The organism is Kitasatospora sp. NEAU-CNBT7, from assembly GCF_057220535.1.
In genome coordinates this window covers 186,352-201,784 of the sequence record NZ_JBXQQB010000011.1, presented here as the reverse complement: position 1 = coordinate 201,784, position 15,433 = coordinate 186,352, and the positions used below count along the sequence as shown (strand labels likewise).

Annotated in this window: 12 protein-coding genes; 6 read left to right on the top strand and 6 right to left on the bottom strand. The window is 75.3% G+C overall.

Features of this window, described 5'->3' with window-relative positions:
• Nucleotides 1-130 precede the first annotated feature (130 nt).
• Entirely contained in the window at nucleotides 131-1,267 is a 1,137-nt protein-coding gene (locus tag AC2TEW_RS17475) for a selina-4(15),7(11)-diene synthase (protein WP_484624301.1), read from the top strand.
• Nucleotides 1,268-1,340: 73 nt separating this feature from the next.
• Nucleotides 1,341-2,690 carry a cytochrome P450 gene (locus AC2TEW_RS17470; protein WP_484624273.1) on the top strand — a complete coding sequence of 450 codons (1,350 nt, stop codon included), beginning with the start codon at nucleotides 1,341-1,343 and terminating at the stop codon, nucleotides 2,688-2,690.
• Between the two features lie 67 nt (nucleotides 2,691-2,757).
• Here AC2TEW_RS17470 and AC2TEW_RS17465 read toward each other — a convergent pair whose 3' ends face one another.
• Complete coding sequence (locus tag AC2TEW_RS17465) at nucleotides 2,758-4,449, bottom strand: sigma-70 family RNA polymerase sigma factor (protein WP_484624272.1); 1,692 nt, start codon at nucleotides 4,447-4,449, stop codon at nucleotides 2,758-2,760.
• Nucleotides 4,450-4,658: 209 nt separating this feature from the next.
• On the opposite strand from AC2TEW_RS17465, the gene AC2TEW_RS17460 reads away from it, so the two are divergent.
• Together AC2TEW_RS17460 and AC2TEW_RS17455 are read left to right on the top strand one after the other, a co-directional pair.
• Nucleotides 4,659-5,291 carry a lysine transporter LysE gene (locus tag AC2TEW_RS17460; protein WP_484624271.1) on the top strand — a complete coding sequence of 211 codons (633 nt, stop codon included), beginning with the start codon at nucleotides 4,659-4,661 and terminating at the stop codon, nucleotides 5,289-5,291.
• Between the two features lie 119 nt (nucleotides 5,292-5,410).
• Nucleotides 5,411-6,070 (top strand): class I SAM-dependent methyltransferase, encoded by a 660-nt coding sequence (locus tag AC2TEW_RS17455; protein WP_484624270.1) that lies wholly within the window; start codon nucleotides 5,411-5,413, stop codon nucleotides 6,068-6,070.
• Between the two features lie 50 nt (nucleotides 6,071-6,120).
• Here the strand turns inward: AC2TEW_RS17455 and AC2TEW_RS17450 are convergent, their stop codons facing one another.
• The 5 genes from AC2TEW_RS17450 to AC2TEW_RS17430 all read right to left on the bottom strand — a co-directional run bounded on the left by AC2TEW_RS17450 (nucleotide 6,121) and on the right by AC2TEW_RS17430 (nucleotide 11,029).
• Nucleotides 6,121-6,705 (bottom strand): RBBP9/YdeN family alpha/beta hydrolase, encoded by a 585-nt coding sequence (locus AC2TEW_RS17450; RefSeq protein ID WP_484624269.1) that lies wholly within the window; start codon nucleotides 6,703-6,705, stop codon nucleotides 6,121-6,123.
• A gap of 83 nt (nucleotides 6,706-6,788) precedes the next feature.
• The gene (locus tag AC2TEW_RS17445; protein WP_033821522.1) at nucleotides 6,789-7,247 is read right to left on the bottom strand and encodes a (2Fe-2S)-binding protein; all 459 of its coding nucleotides are present in this window, start codon (nucleotides 7,245-7,247) and stop codon (nucleotides 6,789-6,791) included.
• A gap of 97 nt (nucleotides 7,248-7,344) precedes the next feature.
• A complete protein-coding gene (locus AC2TEW_RS17440; RefSeq protein WP_484624268.1) occupies nucleotides 7,345-9,453 on the bottom strand; it encodes a xanthine dehydrogenase family protein molybdopterin-binding subunit in 2,109 nt (702 codons plus the stop codon).
• 158 nt (nucleotides 9,454-9,611) lie between these two features.
• Nucleotides 9,612-9,995 (bottom strand): avidin-fold protein, encoded by a 384-nt coding sequence (locus AC2TEW_RS17435; RefSeq protein WP_484624267.1) that lies wholly within the window; start codon nucleotides 9,993-9,995, stop codon nucleotides 9,612-9,614.
• Between the two features lie 86 nt (nucleotides 9,996-10,081).
• Nucleotides 10,082-11,029: a polysaccharide deacetylase family protein gene (locus AC2TEW_RS17430; RefSeq protein WP_484624266.1), complete on the bottom strand. Its 948-nt coding sequence runs from the start codon at nucleotides 11,027-11,029 to the stop codon at nucleotides 10,082-10,084.
• A gap of 209 nt (nucleotides 11,030-11,238) precedes the next feature.
• Between AC2TEW_RS17430 and AC2TEW_RS17425 the strand changes: the two genes are divergently transcribed.
• On the top strand, nucleotides 11,239-13,707 hold the full coding sequence (locus tag AC2TEW_RS17425) for a SpoIIE family protein phosphatase (protein WP_484624265.1): 2,469 nt from the start codon (nucleotides 11,239-11,241) through the stop codon (nucleotides 13,705-13,707).
• Between the two features lie 84 nt (nucleotides 13,708-13,791).
• Entirely contained in the window at nucleotides 13,792-15,426 is a 1,635-nt protein-coding gene (locus AC2TEW_RS17420; RefSeq protein ID WP_484624264.1) for a sensor histidine kinase, read from the top strand.
• Nucleotides 15,427-15,433: the final 7 nt, after the last annotated feature.

Below are 15,433 nucleotides of genomic sequence, written 5' to 3'. Positions count from 1 at the left end.
TGGCGGGTCGCAGCCCTTGACGCGGGATGCCATGTGCCGGTGTTCTTACGTGATCCATTTCGGCCGGCCGTACGGGGGCGTGCCCGGCACCCGAGCGGACTGGGAGAGCCATAAGTTGACCGAGATTTCGATGACGCGCGGGCTGACGGCGGTACCGCCGATCTACTCCCCGTACCGAGCAGCCATCCACCCCCGGCACGAGGCCGTGGACCGGCACACCGCAGGCTGGGCAGGCAAGTTCGCGATCGGCTCGCCCGAACTGCGCAGCCACCTGGTGGACCACAATATTGGCACATTCGCCGCACGGATTCTCCCCGAAGGGCGCGAGGAGGTCGTCGAGATCCTCGCCGACTTCGTGATCTGGCTGTTCGGCGTCGACGACGGCTACTGCGAGGAGGGCGACCTCAGCAGACGCCCGGGCGAACTCCTCGGCGCGCTGTCCAGACTGCTGAGAGTGGCTCAGAACCCCGAAGCACCCATGCTGCTGGACGACGCGCTCGCCTGCGGCCTGCGGGACCTGCGGGCCCGAATATCCGAGCACGGCACCGCCGGACAGGTGGCCCGCTGGGTGGACGCACTGCGCGAGTACTTCCTCTCCGTGGTCTGGGAGGCCGAGCACCGCAGCCAGGGCACCGTCCCCGACCTCAACGACTACACCCTGATGCGGATCTACGACGGCGCCACCTCGGTGGTCCTGCCGCTGCTGGAGATGGGCCACGGCTACGAACTCCAGCCCCACGAACGCGACCGCACCAGCGTCCGGGCCGCCGCCGAGATGGCCTACTTCGTCATCTGCTGGGACAACGACCTGTTCTCGCACCACAAGGAGAGCCGCACCGGCGGCTACTACCTGAACGCCATCCGGGTGCTCGAGCACGCCCACGGCATCTCCACCGAGGAGGCCGTCGAGCGCGCCATCGCCCAACGGGACCGGGTGCTGTGCCTGTTCGTCCGCCTCTGCGCCGACCTGCGCCGCACCGGCAGCCCGCAGCTGCGCCGCTACCTCGCCAGCCTGGAGGCGTTCATCCGCGGTGCCCAGGACTGGGGCATCAGCTCCCGCCGGTACACCACCCCCGACGATCCGGCCGACCTGCCGGCGGTCTTCCGCGACACCCCCACCGACAGCAGCCCGGAGCCGCTGGACATCCCCGCCGTCGCCTGGTGGTGGGACCTGCTGCCCCGCGAGGACGCCCAGGCGGCGGCGGCCCCGGTCCGCCGTTCGCCGGTCTACGAGCTGCGCCCCACCACGGCCCGCCGTACCGCCTGACCCGGCGCCGCCCGGGACGCCGCCGGCGTCCCGGGAGATCCCCCACAGACATCATCCGGAAAGGAGTGCCGGGGTGGCAGCCGAACTGCAGTCGATCCCGCGCGCGCCCGGAGGGCTTCCGCTGCTCGGCCATGTCTGGCCGCTGTGGCGCGACCCGCTGGGGTTCGTGAAATCGCTGACCGGCGAGGGCGAGGTGGTCCGGGTCGACCTGGGCACCCTGCCCGTCGTCTTCGTCACCAGCGCCCGACTGGCGCACGCCGTGATGGTCACGCACGGCAACAGCTTCGAGAAGGGCCGGCTGTTCGACCGGATGCGCCCGATGGTCGGCGACGGCCTGGCGACGGCGACCAACAAGGTCCACCTGCCGCACCGGCGGCTGATGCAGCCCTCGTTCCACCACCGGCGGATCGCCGGCTACTGCGAGACCATCAGCCGCCAGGCGCAGGAACTGGTGGCGGGCTGGGAGCCGAACCGGCGGATCGCGGTCGAACAGGTGATGGGCGAGTTCTCGGTGGCCACCCTGGCGGCGACCATGTTCTCCGCCGACATCGGCCGGCCCGCCATCGAGGCGGTCCGCCGCGACGTGCCGGTCATCCTGAAGAACATGCTGCTGCGGGCCGTCTCCCCGCAGTTCCTGGACCGCCTGCCGATCGCACCGAACCGCCGGTTCGACGCCGCCGCGGCCCGGCTGCGCTCGGTCATCGACGAGGTGGTCGCGGCCACCCGCAGGTCCGGCGGCGACCACGAGAGCCGGGCCGACCTGCTGTCGACCCTGCTGGCCGCCCGGGACGCCGACACCGGCGCCGCACTGAACGACGTCGAGGTCCGCGACGAACTGGTCACCATCCTGTTCGCCGGCACCGAGACCGTCGGCTCCACCCTCGCCTGGGCGTTCCACGAGCTCGCCCACCACCCCGAGGCCGAGGCCCGGCTGCTGGAGGAGATCGACACCGTGGTCGGTGACCGGCCGGTCACCTTCGAGGACGTCGCCAAACTCACCTACACCCGCCAGGTGCTGGACGAGGCGGTCCGGCTGCACGGGGTCACCCTGCTGATGCGGCGGGCGCTCGCGCCGGTCCGGCTCGGCGAGGTGACCGTCCCCGCGGGCACCGAGGTCGCGTTCAGCCTGTACGCGGTGCACCGGGACCCGGCCGTCTACGCAGACCCGGACCGCTTCGACCCGGACCGCTGGCTGCCGGAGCGGCGCGCCGGCCTGCCGCGGGAGGCGTTCATCCCGTTCGGCGCGGGCTCCCGGCAGTGCATCGGCGACGCGTTCGCGAAGGCCGAGATGACCATCACCCTGGCCACCGTGCTGAGCCGCTGGCGGCTCCGGCCGGTGCCCGGCCACGTCACGGGCGAGGCGATGGCGGCGATGCCGCACCCGGACCACCTGCCGATGACACTGGTCGCCCGGGCGGCCTGAGCGCCCGGCCCCGGCGGCGGACCGGCCCCAAGGGCCGGGCCGCCACCGGGGCGGACCGCACCGCCGATCAGGCGGGCTTGCCGAAGTCCTGGGTCCACCACGGCCCGCCGGTGCCGGTGTGCACCCCGACACCGAGCTCGGTGAACGCGCAGTTGAGGATGTTCGCCCGGTGCCCCTCGCTGTGCATCCAGGCGTCCATCACGGCCGCGGCGTCGCGCTGGCCGCGGGCGATGTTCTCGCCCCAGGTGTTCCACTTGTACCCGGTCGCGTCGATCCGCTGCTGCGGTCCCGCGCCGTCCGGGTTGGTGTGGTCGAAGAACCCGCGGGCGGCCATGTCGTCCGAGTGCTTCTGGGCCGCCTCCTGCAGCTTGGTGCTGGCCTTGACGGGACCGCAGCCCGCCTTCGCGCGCTCCGCGTTCACCAGGTCGATCACCTGCTGGACGGTGTCCGCGCTCGGCGAGGAGGCGGGCGGCACCGCGGCGGTCACGCTCGGCTTCGGCGCGGGGGTGGTCTTCACCGGCGCGGGCGACGGCGCCGCGCTGCTCGGCGCGGCCGAGGGGCTCGGGGAGGCACTGGCCGGCGCCGACGCGGACGGCGAGGCCGACTGGCTCGCCGACGGCTGCTGGCTCGGGGTGGCCTCGCCAGCCGTGTCGAGCCGGGTCGCGGCGGTGGGCTCCTGGGCGGCGTCGGTGGTGGGCGACGAACCCGGCATCATGCTCGCGGTCAGTCCGGCCACCGCCGCCGTCAGGACGGCCGCGCCGAGCACCTTCATCGGCGCGCCGCTCTTCGGCTTGGCCCGGCGCCGGCTCCCGGCCCGCCGGTGGGCACCCCGCCCGCCGGCCGAACCGGACCCGCCGGAGCCGCCCGACCCGTGGCCGCCGTCGTACGGACCTTGGCCGCCGTCGTACGGGCCGTGGCCGGCCCCGTGCCCGAGGTCGACCAGCGGCCCGAGGCCGAGCTGGTCGGCGTACCCGGCCGGCAGCGGCACCATGGCGAGACCGGCCAGCAGCCCCTCGGCCGGGACCAGACCGTGCCGGGCCTGCGAGCAGTACCCGCACTCGCGGGCGTGCCGGGCGAACCGCTTGCGCCACAGCGCGCTCGGTATGCCGTCCCAGTGCACCGTCAGCTCGGCCAGCTGCCAGCACGGCTGCGGCGCGGCCAGCGCACGGACCACCACCCGGGCGGTCTCCAACTGCTCCTTCACCCGCTGCACCCGCACGGCGGCGTGCTGGGGGGAGAGTTCCGCGGCGGCGGCCAGCTCGGCGCGGCTCAGCTCGCCCGCGGCCTCCAGCCACCACAACGCCAGCAGTTCCCGCTCCTGCTCGTCCAGCCAGCGGGTGGCCTCGGCGACCTCGCGGCGCTGCTCGGACAGGCCCAGCCGGACGATGGTCAGCCCGACGAAGTCGGCGGCCGGGTCCGGCACCTCGTACGCCTCGTACAGACCGTCCGCCCCGGCCGGGACGGCGTCGCGGTAGCGGCGGCGGATCTGGTTCATGGCGATGGCCACCAGCCAGGAGCGGAACCCGGCCGGGTCCCGCAGACCGGGCAGGCCGTCCACGGCCCGCAGCATGGTCTCCTGCACCACGTCGTCGGTGTCGGGGTGCCCGGCCAGCGCCCGCCCGACGATGTTGTAGACCAGCGGGAGGTGCGCGGCGAGCAGCTCGGCGGTCGCCTGCCGGTCGCCGCTCCTCGCCCGGCCGACCAGCGCCGCCGTGCGGCCGCCGTCCAGGTTGCGGTCGGTCTCCACTGCTCGGTTCACCTCTGTGCCAGCCTTCCCGGTGTTTCCCTCACGTACTGGGAGATCCGGCGGCCGCCCGCCGATAACAGAAATCGCTCCGAATCTTTCGGAACCGGTCCGCGCCGCCGGACGCGGCCTGGAGAGGGACCCTAGCCGACCGGCCCCCCGGCGGGGCAGGTCCGCGGGAAAAGCAGGTGCACCGGGCCCGGGGTGTGCGTCACCCTGGCGCGATGTTCGGATCCTTGATGACGACGGCCGCCGACGGTGCGGTGGCCGGCCTGGGCGTGGCGGTACCGGTCGGTGCGATCGGCGTGCTGCTGCTCCAGGAGGGCGGCCGCGGCTGGCGGCCGGCGGCGGGCGGCGCGCTCGCGGTGGCGTTGGTGGACGCGCTCTACGCGGCGGTCGCGGTGCTGCTCGGGCCGCAGGTGGCCCGGCTGCTGGCGGGTGCCGGCGGCTGGGTGCGGCTGGTGTCGGCCGCCCTGCTCGCGGTGATCGCGGTCCGTGGGCTGCTGTCGCTGCGCGGCGCGGGAGCGGCCGCCGCCGACGGGGGCGCGCAGGTGTCGGGGGACGGCTCGGCGGCGCGCAGCTTCCTGCGGTTCGGGCTGCTCACCGCGGTCAACCCGGCCACCGCGCTGTACTTCACCGCGCTCACGGCCGCCCGGGGGAGCAGCCTGCGGGGCGGTGCGACGGGTGCGGTCTTCGTCGCGGGGGTGTTCGCCGCCTCGCTGCTGTGGCAGCAGCTGGTCGCGGCGGCGGGGGCGTTCGGCGTGGCCCGCCTGGGCGGACGGGCCCGGCAGGCCACCTACGCGCTGGGCTACGGCCTGGTGGCCTTCCTCGCGGTCCGCCTCGCCTGGTCCGGCTGAGCCGCCCCTCCCGCCCCCGTCCGCCCCTCCCGCCCCTTCCGCCCGGCCCGCCGGCTGCTCGATGAAGGGGCTCGACCCGGTGGTCACGGCCCGGTCGGGCGGGTTCTATGGTGATCACCATGGCCATCCTGCACCCCGACGCGGACCTCGAATGCTCCCCGGTGGTCGCCAACCGGACCATGAACCGCGAGCGGACCCTCACCGGCGTCAACAGCTACGCCCGCGAACTGGGCTTCGACCCGGCCGCCTGGCTGCTCGCCAGGTCCGGCCCGGTGAGCTGGCTGGACCTGTGCAGCGGCGAGGCGCGGGCGCTGTTCGCGGCGGCCGGCCGGCTGCCCGAGGACGCCGTGCTGACCGGCGTGGACCTGGTCGGCAGGCTCGGTCCGGTCCCGGTGTCGCCCACCGTCGACCTGGTGACCGCGAGCCTCGCCGACTGGACGCCGGCCCGCCGCTACGACCTGATCACCTGTGTGCACGGCCTGCACTACCTCGGCGACAAGCTGGGGTTGCTGGCCCGCGCGGCCGGCTGGTTGAAGCCCGACGGGCTGTTCGCCGCCCAGTTCGACCCGGCCTCGGTGCGCCGGGCCGACGGCCGCAGTGCCGCCCGTCCGGTGCTGGCCGCGCTGCGTGCCGCCGGCTTCGGGTACCGCCCGCGCCGGCACCTGCTGACGCTGGACGGCCACCGGGAGGTCGGCTTCGCGTTCGCGTACCTGGGGGCGGACCCGGCGGCCGGGCCGAACTTCACCGGTCAGCCGGGCGTGGCCTCCTACTACGCCTGATCCGACGACGCCCGGTCCGAGGGCGCCTGGTCCGACTGCACCTGATCCGATTACGCCTGGTCCGACTGCGGCTGATCCGACCGGCCCGGCCGTCCGAGCTCCGCCAGCAAGGTGCGCCCTGCGGGCCAGGACCCGAGTCCGGACTCGGCGTTGATGTGGCCGTACGGGCCGAGGTCGACGAAGCGCGCGCCCCAGGCGTCGGCGAACGTGCGGGCCCGGTCCGGCGTGCACCAGGGGTCGTCGCTGCCGGAGACCACCGTGCTCGGGAAGGGCAGCGGACGCTGCGGGACAGGGCGGAAACCGGCCAGCTCCGGTACCTCGGCGGTGTCGATGTCGGCGGGCGCGACCAGCAGGGCGCCCGTCACCGAGGCCGCCGAGGCGGGCGAGCCGGCCGCCCAGTGCGCCACCGTGACGCAGCCGAGGCTGTGGGCGACCAGCACCACCGGGCGTCCGGCGGCGGCGACCGCCGCGTCGAGGGCGGCGACCCAGTCGCCGACCAGCGGATGGTCCCAGTCGGCCTGTTCGACCCGGTGGAAGCGGTCCGGCTGCTCCCGTTCCCACCGGGTCTGCCAGTGCCCGGGTCCGGAGCCCTGGTAGCCGGGAAGGACGAGGTGGAGCGGGGTGGTCGCGGCCATGGCGCCGGCCCTTCTGCGGTCGGGGACGTCGCCGCGGATCCTATCCGCCGCGACCGCCGCGGTGCTCGGCTTGGGGCGCTCGGTCAGGCGCCGTTGGCGGCGGCTTTCTTGATGGCCTCGCGGATCCGGACGTAGGTGCCGCAGCGGCAGACGTTCTCGATCCGGTCGATGTCCGCGTCGGTGGGGTGGGCGGTGCGGCGCAGCAGTGCGACGGCGGTCATGATCTGGCCGGGCTGGCAGAAGCCGCACTGTGCGACGTCGCAGTCCAGCCAGGCCTGCTGGACGGGGTGCAGGGTGTCGCCGTCCGCCAGGCCCTCGATGGTGGTGACCTCGCGGCCCGCGCAGTCGGCGACCGGGACCACGCATGGCTGGATCTCGGCGCCGTCCAGGTGGCTGGTGCAGGCGCGGCAGACGCCGACCCCGCAGCCGTACTTCGGTCCGGTGACGCCGAGCTTGTCGCGCAGCACCCAGAGCAGGGGCATGTCGGCGGGTGCCTCGACGGTGACGGGCGCGCCGTTCAGGACGAAGGTGTGGCTGGGCACGGGCGGTGACCCCTCGGAAGTCGGTCGGGAATCCACGGAAGTCGGTCGGGAATCCACGGAAGTTGATCGGGGGCCCACGGGAGTGGACCGGGAACCCTCAGAAGTTGATCGGGAAGCTGCGCGGCGAGGTCCCGGTGGCCCGGGCCCAGGCGTTGGCGACGGCGGCGGCCGCCGCGGGGACGCCGAGTTCACCGGCGCCGCCCGGTTCGCCGTTCGGCGGCATCAGGTGGATCTGCAGGTCGGTGGGGCTGTGCCGCTGGCGGGCGTAGTGGAAGTCGGCGAAGCTGCCCTCGCGGACGGCGCCGGCGTCGATGTGCAGCCCGGCCTGCAGGGTCACCGAGATGCCGTCCATGACGGCGCCCATCAGCTGGGCCTCCAGGCCGCGCGGGTTGACGGGCAGTCCGACGTCGGCGACCATCACGGCCTTGGTGACCCGCGGGTCGGCCCGGTCGGTGGCGTCGAGTTCGACCAGGCAGGCGGCGGCGGAGCCGTGTTCGTCGTGGAAGGCGAGGCCCTGGGCGTGTCCGGGCGGCATCGCGCGGCCCCACTGCCCGGCCGCGGCGGCCCGGTCGAGGACGGCCCGCCCGCGGGCGCTGCCGAGTCGGGCCCGCCGGAAGGCGACCGGGTCCTGGCCGAGGGTGCGGGCCACCTCGTCGACCATGATCTCGTCGGCGACCCGGACCAGCCCGGAGTAGACCGAGCGCCAGCTGCCGGTGTGCATCTCGAGCGGCACCTCGGCCAGCAACTGGGTGGAGACCCCCAGGTCGTAGGGGAGTTTCTCGGTGAGCAGGAAGAACGCCTGGGACAGGCTGAGGCCGCCGAGCTGCACCCCGAAGCCGGCCGCGGTGAGCGCCTCGCCGAGGCCGTGCCGGAAGTCGGTCTGCACGGTGGCGACCCGGTGCTCGTAGGTGAGGACCTGGCCGAGGGCGTGGGTGGCGCGGATCCGGTGGTGGCTGGCGGGGCGCATCCGGCCGTGCCGGGTGTCGTCGTTGCGGGTCCACATCAGCTTGACGGGCCGGCCGGCGGCCCGGGAGACCTGGGCGGCCTCCAGCGCGCAGTCGAAGAACAGCCGGCGCCCGAACGAGCCGCCGGCCCGGACCACGTTGACCGTCACGGCGTCCTGGGGGAGGCCGAGTTCGGCGGCGATGGTCTGCTGGGCGACGATCGGCGCCTGTACGGCGCACCAGAGTTCGGCCCGGTCGGGGCGGACGTCGGCGACCGCCGTCAGCACCTCCATCGGTGCGTGGCTCACGAAGGCGAAGTCGAACTCGGCGTCGACCGTCAGGGTGAGCAACGGCGGTACCAGGAAGGGCGGTTGGGCGGCCTTCAGCTTGGCCCGGATGTCCCGGTCGGACAGTGCGGCCACCGGTCCGGGCCGCCAGTCGACGGTCAGCGCGGCCTTGGCCTTCAGCGCCTGGTCGAAGGTCTCGGCGAGCACCGCGATGCCGCTCGGCACCTGGACCGCGGCCAGCACCCCGGGCATCGCCAGGGCCGCGGTGGCGTCGTAGGAGCGGACCGTTCCGCCGATGGTCGGCGGCCGGGCGATCACGGTCGGCACCGCGCCGGGTACCTGGAGGTCGCCGGCGTACCGGGCCTTGCCGGTGACCAGGTCGCGGGCGTCGATCCGTCCGGTCGGCCGGCCGACCAGGGTCCGCCGCTCGGCGGGCTTCGGGGTGGTGGGCACCTCCGGTACCACGACCCCGGCGGCCGCGACGGTCAGCGAGCCGTACGAGGCGCTGCGTCCGTCCGGGGCGAGGACGGCGCCGTCCTGGGTGCGCAGGGTGGCGGCGGGCACGCCCCAGCGCCGGGCGGCGGCGGTGACCAGCCGGGCGCGGGCGGCCGCGGCGGCGGCGCGGACCGGGTCGTACAGCGAGCGCACCGAGTTGGAGGCGCCGGTCAGCTGGTTGAACAGCAGCTCGGGGCGGGCCTTGGAGAGCGGGACGTCGACGTCGGCGAGCCGGGCGTCCAGCTCGTCGGCGACCAGCATCGCGATCGCGGTGGTCAGGCCCTGGCCGACCTCGGCGCGCGGGAGTTCCAGGACCACCCGGCCGGCTTCGGTGACCTCCAGCACCAGCAGGTGCGCGGTGGGCAGCCCGGCCAGGATCAGTGCCTCGCCGAGCTCCAGGACGTCCGGGACGCCGGGCAGTGCCGCGGCCTGTTCGGGGTCGGCGAGGCGGGCGCCGACGGCGAGTGCGGGGGCGGCCACCAGATAGGTCAGCAGACGGCGGCGGCTGACGGTCCGTGGGGCGGTCGGAGCGCTGATCCGGGGATCCTTCCAGGAGCCCGGCGGGCCGGGGGACGACGGTGTCCCGGCGGCCGGCCCGAGGTGGGCGGCGGCCGGCGTGCGCCGAGCATAGGGAGGAGTTACCGGCCGGTCAACATCGCGTCGGGGGCGCTCTTCCGGGGGTCCGGCAGCACCTCTTCGACGGCGCTGGTGCCGCTGCCCTCGCGGGACTCCCAGCGCCAGGTCTCGTCCAGCCGCAGCCGCCCGTCGGGCAGCCGGCTCAGCAGGCTGACGCAGTGTCCGCCCGCGGTCTCGCCCCCGCGGTTGAGCTGCACGTACCGGAACTCCAGGGTGTCCCCGGCCCGGGTGCCGACCAGCCGCCCGTGCACGATCTCACCGCCCGCGTACGAGGCCCAGACGACACCGTCCTGCTCGCGGTAGGCGAAGCGGGTGGAGCCGTCCACCTCGCCGTGCTCGGCGCGGCCGACCGGGGCGAACACCAGTCCGTCGACAGAGGGCAGCACGGGTGCCTCCTTCCGGGGGAAGAGGCACCAGTCGATCACGTCGGGCGGCCGCGGGGCGGGTGGTTCCGGATGCTGGACGCGAGCGGCTACAGGTAGTCGTCCAGGCGGGCCAGCGCGAAGCCCTGCGCGGTGGCGGTGTCGATCACCCGGCGGAGCATCTGGGTCATGTCGCCGTTCCACAGCGAGGGGCCGCGGAAGTGGGTCAGGATGATGTCGCCCGCGTGCAGCCGCCGGTCGTCGTAGCGGTAGTCCATGTGGTCGGGGAAGGCCTCCTCGTTCCACAGCGGGACGGCGGTGATCCCGCAGCCGGCCGCGGTCCGCAGGCTGACGTCGGTGTACTCGCCGTACGGCGGCCGGAACAGGGTGGGGCGGGAGCCGATCTCCTCCTCCAGCCGGTCCTGCTGCCCGCAGATCTCCTGCTGCTGCCGGTCGGCCGCCAGGGTGCGCAGGTCGGGGTGGTCGATGGTGTGGTTGTTGATGGTGACCCCCTGGGCGTGCAGCCGGCGGAAGTAGCCGTAGTCCGCGCGGGCCAGGTAGTCGGAGAGGAAGACGCTGACCGGGACCCGCAGGTCGGCCAGCATCCGCAGCAGTTCGGGGTCCTTCTCGGCGCCGTCGTCGATGGTCAGGAAGACCACGGGCAGGTCGGTGGGGACCCGGTAGACCACCGGCGGTGCGCCGTCCTGCACCTTGACGTGGGGCCCGGCGGTCAGCTCGGGCTTGGCGGGCGGGGGCGGCGGGGCGGCCAGTGGCGGCGCGGCCAGTCCCCAGCGCTGCGCGGTGGCGAGCGCCTCGCCGCGGGCCGACGCCTGCCGGGCCTCGGCGGCCTGGGCGCTGTCCTCCTCCTGGAACGCCCGGCCGGGGAGGACGACGACGGGCCGGGCGGCCGGCGGCAGCGGGTCGCCGGAGTGCCGGCGCTCGGGCGCGGCGGTGGTGCGGTCGCCGCCGTCGGGCAGTGCGGCGCAGGCGGTGGAGGCGAGCAGCAGGGCGGCGCAGCCGAACAGCGCGCGGCGACGAGCGGATGATCTGACCGTCATACCGGCGGATGATCCCCGGGTGAATCCCCGGTGAACCGGGCGCCGCTCCGCTGTGGCCCGGATGGCCGAGGCCGGGGTCCGGCGCCCGGGGCCGGTCGCGGCTCCGGTGGCGGAGGGTGACGGCCGTCCGTCCGCGGCGCGGTCCGGCGCGGCCTGTCCCGCTTACCCCGGTTTGACACCCCCCGGCCGCGCGGCGTACAGAGAAGAACATGCGACAGGGTGTGCCGGCGGACCAGCACGGCCCGCCGCCTTCCACCGACCGGACCGGGGCGAGCCGGGTGTCCGGCGCCCGGCCGCGCTGGCGGGACGCCGTCGACCGGCTGCTCGCCGACTCCCTGCTGCGCGCCGTCCGCAGCACCTCCGCCTACGGCGGACTGGTCTACCTCCGCTCACCCGACCGCCGCTCGCTGATGATCAACACGGTGGTCGGCGTCCCGCTGCACCTGCTGGACGTCCTGCGCCGGATCCCGGTCGCCGCCCCGCTGCCCCCCGCCGAGGCCTACCGCACCGGCCGCACCATCCTGCTCGGCGACGCCGACGAGACCATGCGCAGGTTCCCCCGGCTGGCCGTCGGCCTGCCCTACTCCTACGCCAGCGCCTGGGTGCCGCTCGCCGCGGACGGCCAGAGCTTCGGCGCGCTCGCCCTGCTGTGGCCCGGCTCGGCCGGCGGACCCCCGCCCGGCACCAGACGCCCGCTGCGCACCGCCGCCAACCGCCTCGCCGCCGGCCTCGCCGCCCACGGCGACGAACTGGCGGCCGGCCGCGAACCCAAGGTCCTGCGCCCGCCGGCGCCCACCGACAGCGCGACCCTGATCGGCAGCCTGGACTGGGAACCGGCCACCGGCCGGCTGCGCGCCGACGGCGAACTGACCCGGATCCTGGGACTCGGCCCGGCCGAGTTCGACGGCCGCTGGGCCACCCTGGTCGCCCGGCTCGCCCCGGAGGACGTCCGGCCGCTGCGCACCGCCGCCCGGGCCGCCGTCCGCGGCGCCGGACCGTTCAGCCGCCAGGTCCAGGTCCGCGACCACAGCGGCGGCTACCGCACCCTGGAGCTGCGCGGCCGGGTCCCCGAGGGCTCCGCCCACCTGGTGGTCACCGTGCTCGACAGCACCGCCGGCTCGGCCGCCGCCGCGGCCGTCGAACGGCTGCGCGACGGCGTCTTCGCCCTCCACCCCGACGGCCGGGTCGCCTACGTCAACCGCAGCGCCGAGATGCACCTCGGCGCCCCCCGGGTCCAGCTGATCGGCCGCCTCCCCTGGGAGTCCCTGCCGTGGCTGACCGACCCGGTCTACGAGGACCGCTACCGCGCCGCCATGGTCTCCCAGCAGCCCACCGCCTTCCTCGCCCGCCGCCCGCCCGACCACTGGCTGGCGTTCTCGCTCTACCCCGACGCGTACGGCGTCACCGGCCGGGTCGTCCCGGCGGCCCCCAGCGGCCAGCACCTCGACGAACTGCCCGAGGCCCCGCCCGCCACCCCGCCCCGGCCCGGCGCCTTCTACCACCTGCTCCAGCTGGCCAGCGCACTCACCGAGGCCGTCACCGTGCGCGAGGTCGCGGCCTCCGTGATCGACCAGATCCTGCCCGGCTTCGGCGGCCAGGAACTCGCCCTCTACCTGGCCCGCAGCGGCCGGATGCACCTGGTCGCCCAGAGCGGCTACCCGACCGGATTCCTGGACTCCTTCGAAGGCATACCGATCCGCTCCAGGCTGCCCGGCACCGAGGTGTTCAGCAGCGGCGCCCCGATCTTCTTCTCCTCGCCCGACGAACTGGTCGCCGCCTACCCGGGCATCCCCCGGGACGAGATGCGGGCCTGGGCCTTCCTCCCGCTGATCGCCTCCGGCCACCCCGTCGGCAGCTGCATCATCGGCTTCGACCACCAGCGGGTGTTCACCGCCGAGGAGCGCTCCGTGCTCACCGCGCTCGGCGGCCTGATCGCCCAGGCCCTGGAACGGGCCCGCCTCTACGACGCCGAGTTCGCCCTCGCCCGCGGCCTCCAGCAGGCCCTGCTGCCGCACCGGCTGCCCACCGTCCCCGGCCTGACCACCGCGGCCCGCTACCTGCCCGGCACCCAGGGCATGGAGATCGGCGGCGACTGGTACGACGCCGTGACCACCCCGGAAGGCCTGTGCCTGGTGATCGGCGACGTCGAGGGCCACAACGTCGGAGCCGCCGCCACCATGGGACAGCTGCGCAGCGCGGTGCGCGCCTTCGTCAGCAGCGGCAGCGCCCCGGACGAGGTCCTCACCCGCACCAACCAGCTGCTCCTCGACCTCGACGCCGGGCTGCTCGCCAGCTGCTGCCTGCTGCGGCTCGACCCGGCCGACGGACGCACCCAGGGCGTCCGCGCCGGACACCTGCCCCCGCTGCTGCGCCACCCCGACGGACCCGCCGAGGTGCTGGACCTCGAGGGCGGCCCCCTGCTCGGCATCGACCGCTCGGTGCACTTCCCGGTCACCGAGTTCCTGCTGCCGCCCGGCGCCGTCCTCGCGCTCTACACCGACGGCCTGGTCGAGGAGCCCGGCGCCCCGATCGAACAGGGCATCGACCGGCTGCGCACCGCGCTCGGCCACACCCGCGGCCGCACCCTGGAATCCCTCGCCGACCGGCTGGTCGGCGACGCCCGCCACGCCTCCCACCGCGCCGACGACGTCGCCCTGCTGCTCGCCCGCCGGGACTGACCCGCAGCAGCGACTTTCGTCGCGGGCCGACCGCGACCAACCGCGACAGCGCCCCCGGGGCCGACCCCGCTACCCTCGGTCCCCGTGACCCCGAGACCGATCACCCGTCCGGCCCTGGCACGCCTGCGCGCGCTCCCCGGCCCGCCGACGCCGCGCGCCCTGCGGGAGCGCGCCCTGCCCGGCCCGTGGACCCGCCGGGTGCTGGTCCGCGAAGGGGTCGCCGCGGCCGCGCTCGCCGTCCTCGCCGGCGGGCTGGAGAACCTGGACGGCACCCGGCCGCTGCACATGGCCGCCGTCGGACTCGGCACCGCCGCGCTCTACCTGCTGCGCCGGGGCCTGCCCGGGACGGTGCTGGTCCTGGCGTCGGCCGCGGTCACCGGACCGGCCGGCTTCGTGCCCGCCCTGGTGTTCGCCGGCTGGTCGGCCGGACGGCGGATCCTGCGCCCCGCGCCGCTGACCGCGTTCTTCACCGCGGCACTGCTGATCCTGGGCGGCCTGTCGTACCGGCTGGACCCCGCCGGGCTGCCGGCCCTGGCCGAACTGGCCCTCGTGGTGGTCAGCTTCATGATGCTGGCGGTCCTGCCCGCCGTGATCAGCCGCTACCTGGCGCAGCGCCGCACCCTGCTCGGCGCACTCCAGGAACGCAACCAGCAACTGCTGCGCGAGCGCCACATGGTGGCCCACCAGGCCCGGCTGCGCGAACGCCACCGGATCGCCCAGGACATGCACGACAGCCTCGGCCACCAGCTCGCCCTGATAGCCGTGCACACCGGCGCCCTGGAGGTCGACCGCACCCTCACCGGCGGCCAGCGCGAGGCCGTCGGGGTGCTCCGGCAGGCCGCCACCGGCGCCATGCGGGAACTGCGCGAGGTGGTCGGCCTGCTGCGCGACGACTCACTGCCCGAGGCCGGCGGCATCGACACCGTCGAACGGCTCACCGACGCCTCCCGCGCGGCCGGCGCCGCCGTCACGCTGCGCCGCGACGGCGAGCCGCGCCCGCTGGCCGCCGCCACCGGCCACGGCGCCTACCGGATCGTCCAGGAGGGCCTGACCAACGCTCACAAGCACGCGCCCGGCGCGCCGATCACGGTGACCCTGCGGTACGAGCCCGACACCCTGGTCGTCGAGGTGGCCAACGGCCCGGCCGCCGCCCCCTCGGGCGCCGTCAGCGGCGGCCAGGGCCTGACCGGCCTGCGCGAGCGGGCCCGGCTGCTCGGCGGGATCGTCCACGCGGGCCCGGCCCCCGACGGCGGCTACCGGCTGGCCGGGCTGCTCCCGTACGACAGCGGCGGCCGGGCGCCCGCGGACGAGGGCGATCCCTGGCTGCCGCCCGCCGAGCCGCTGCCCGCCACCGGCCGCGGACCGGTGGTGGGCTGCGCGGTCACCGCCGCCGTGGTGCTGCTGGTCTCGGTGGCCGTGGTCGGCTGGGCCGGCGTCAAGTTCGCCGACTCGGTGCAGGACTCCACCGTCCCGGTCGCGCTGTACGACTCGATCCAGCCGCAGACCCCCGAGGACGAGGTGCTGGAGCAGCTGCCGCCCGGCGCCGAGTGGCTGACCGGCGGCTACCGGGACAGCGGCCCGCCGGTGCCGCCGGACGCCGACTGCCGGTGGTTCGGCACCGACGACGGCAACACCGACCTCGACACCCAGGACGTGGTGCGGTTCTGCTTCCGGGACGGCCTGCTGATCGACAAACAGCACTACCGTGCGAAGGTGTAGGGGTCCG

Bases quoted from the DNA above. Each gene is read 5' to 3' on its own strand.
- AC2TEW_RS17450 (WP_484624269.1), bottom strand. From the start codon at position 6,705: ATGGCCGCGACCACCCCGCTCCACCTCGTCCTTCCCGGCTACCAGGGC.
- AC2TEW_RS17425 (WP_484624265.1), top strand. From the start codon at position 11,239: ATGCGACAGGGTGTGCCGGCGGACCAGCACGGCCCGCCGCCTTCCACC.
- AC2TEW_RS17455 (WP_484624270.1), top strand. From the start codon at position 5,411: ATGGCCATCCTGCACCCCGACGCGGACCTCGAATGCTCCCCGGTGGTC.
- AC2TEW_RS17460 (WP_484624271.1), top strand. From the start codon at position 4,659: ATGTTCGGATCCTTGATGACGACGGCCGCCGACGGTGCGGTGGCCGGC.
- AC2TEW_RS17430 (WP_484624266.1), bottom strand. From the start codon at position 11,029: ATGACGGTCAGATCATCCGCTCGTCGCCGCGCGCTGTTCGGCTGCGCC.
- AC2TEW_RS17475 (WP_484624301.1), top strand. From the start codon at position 131: ATGACGCGCGGGCTGACGGCGGTACCGCCGATCTACTCCCCGTACCGA.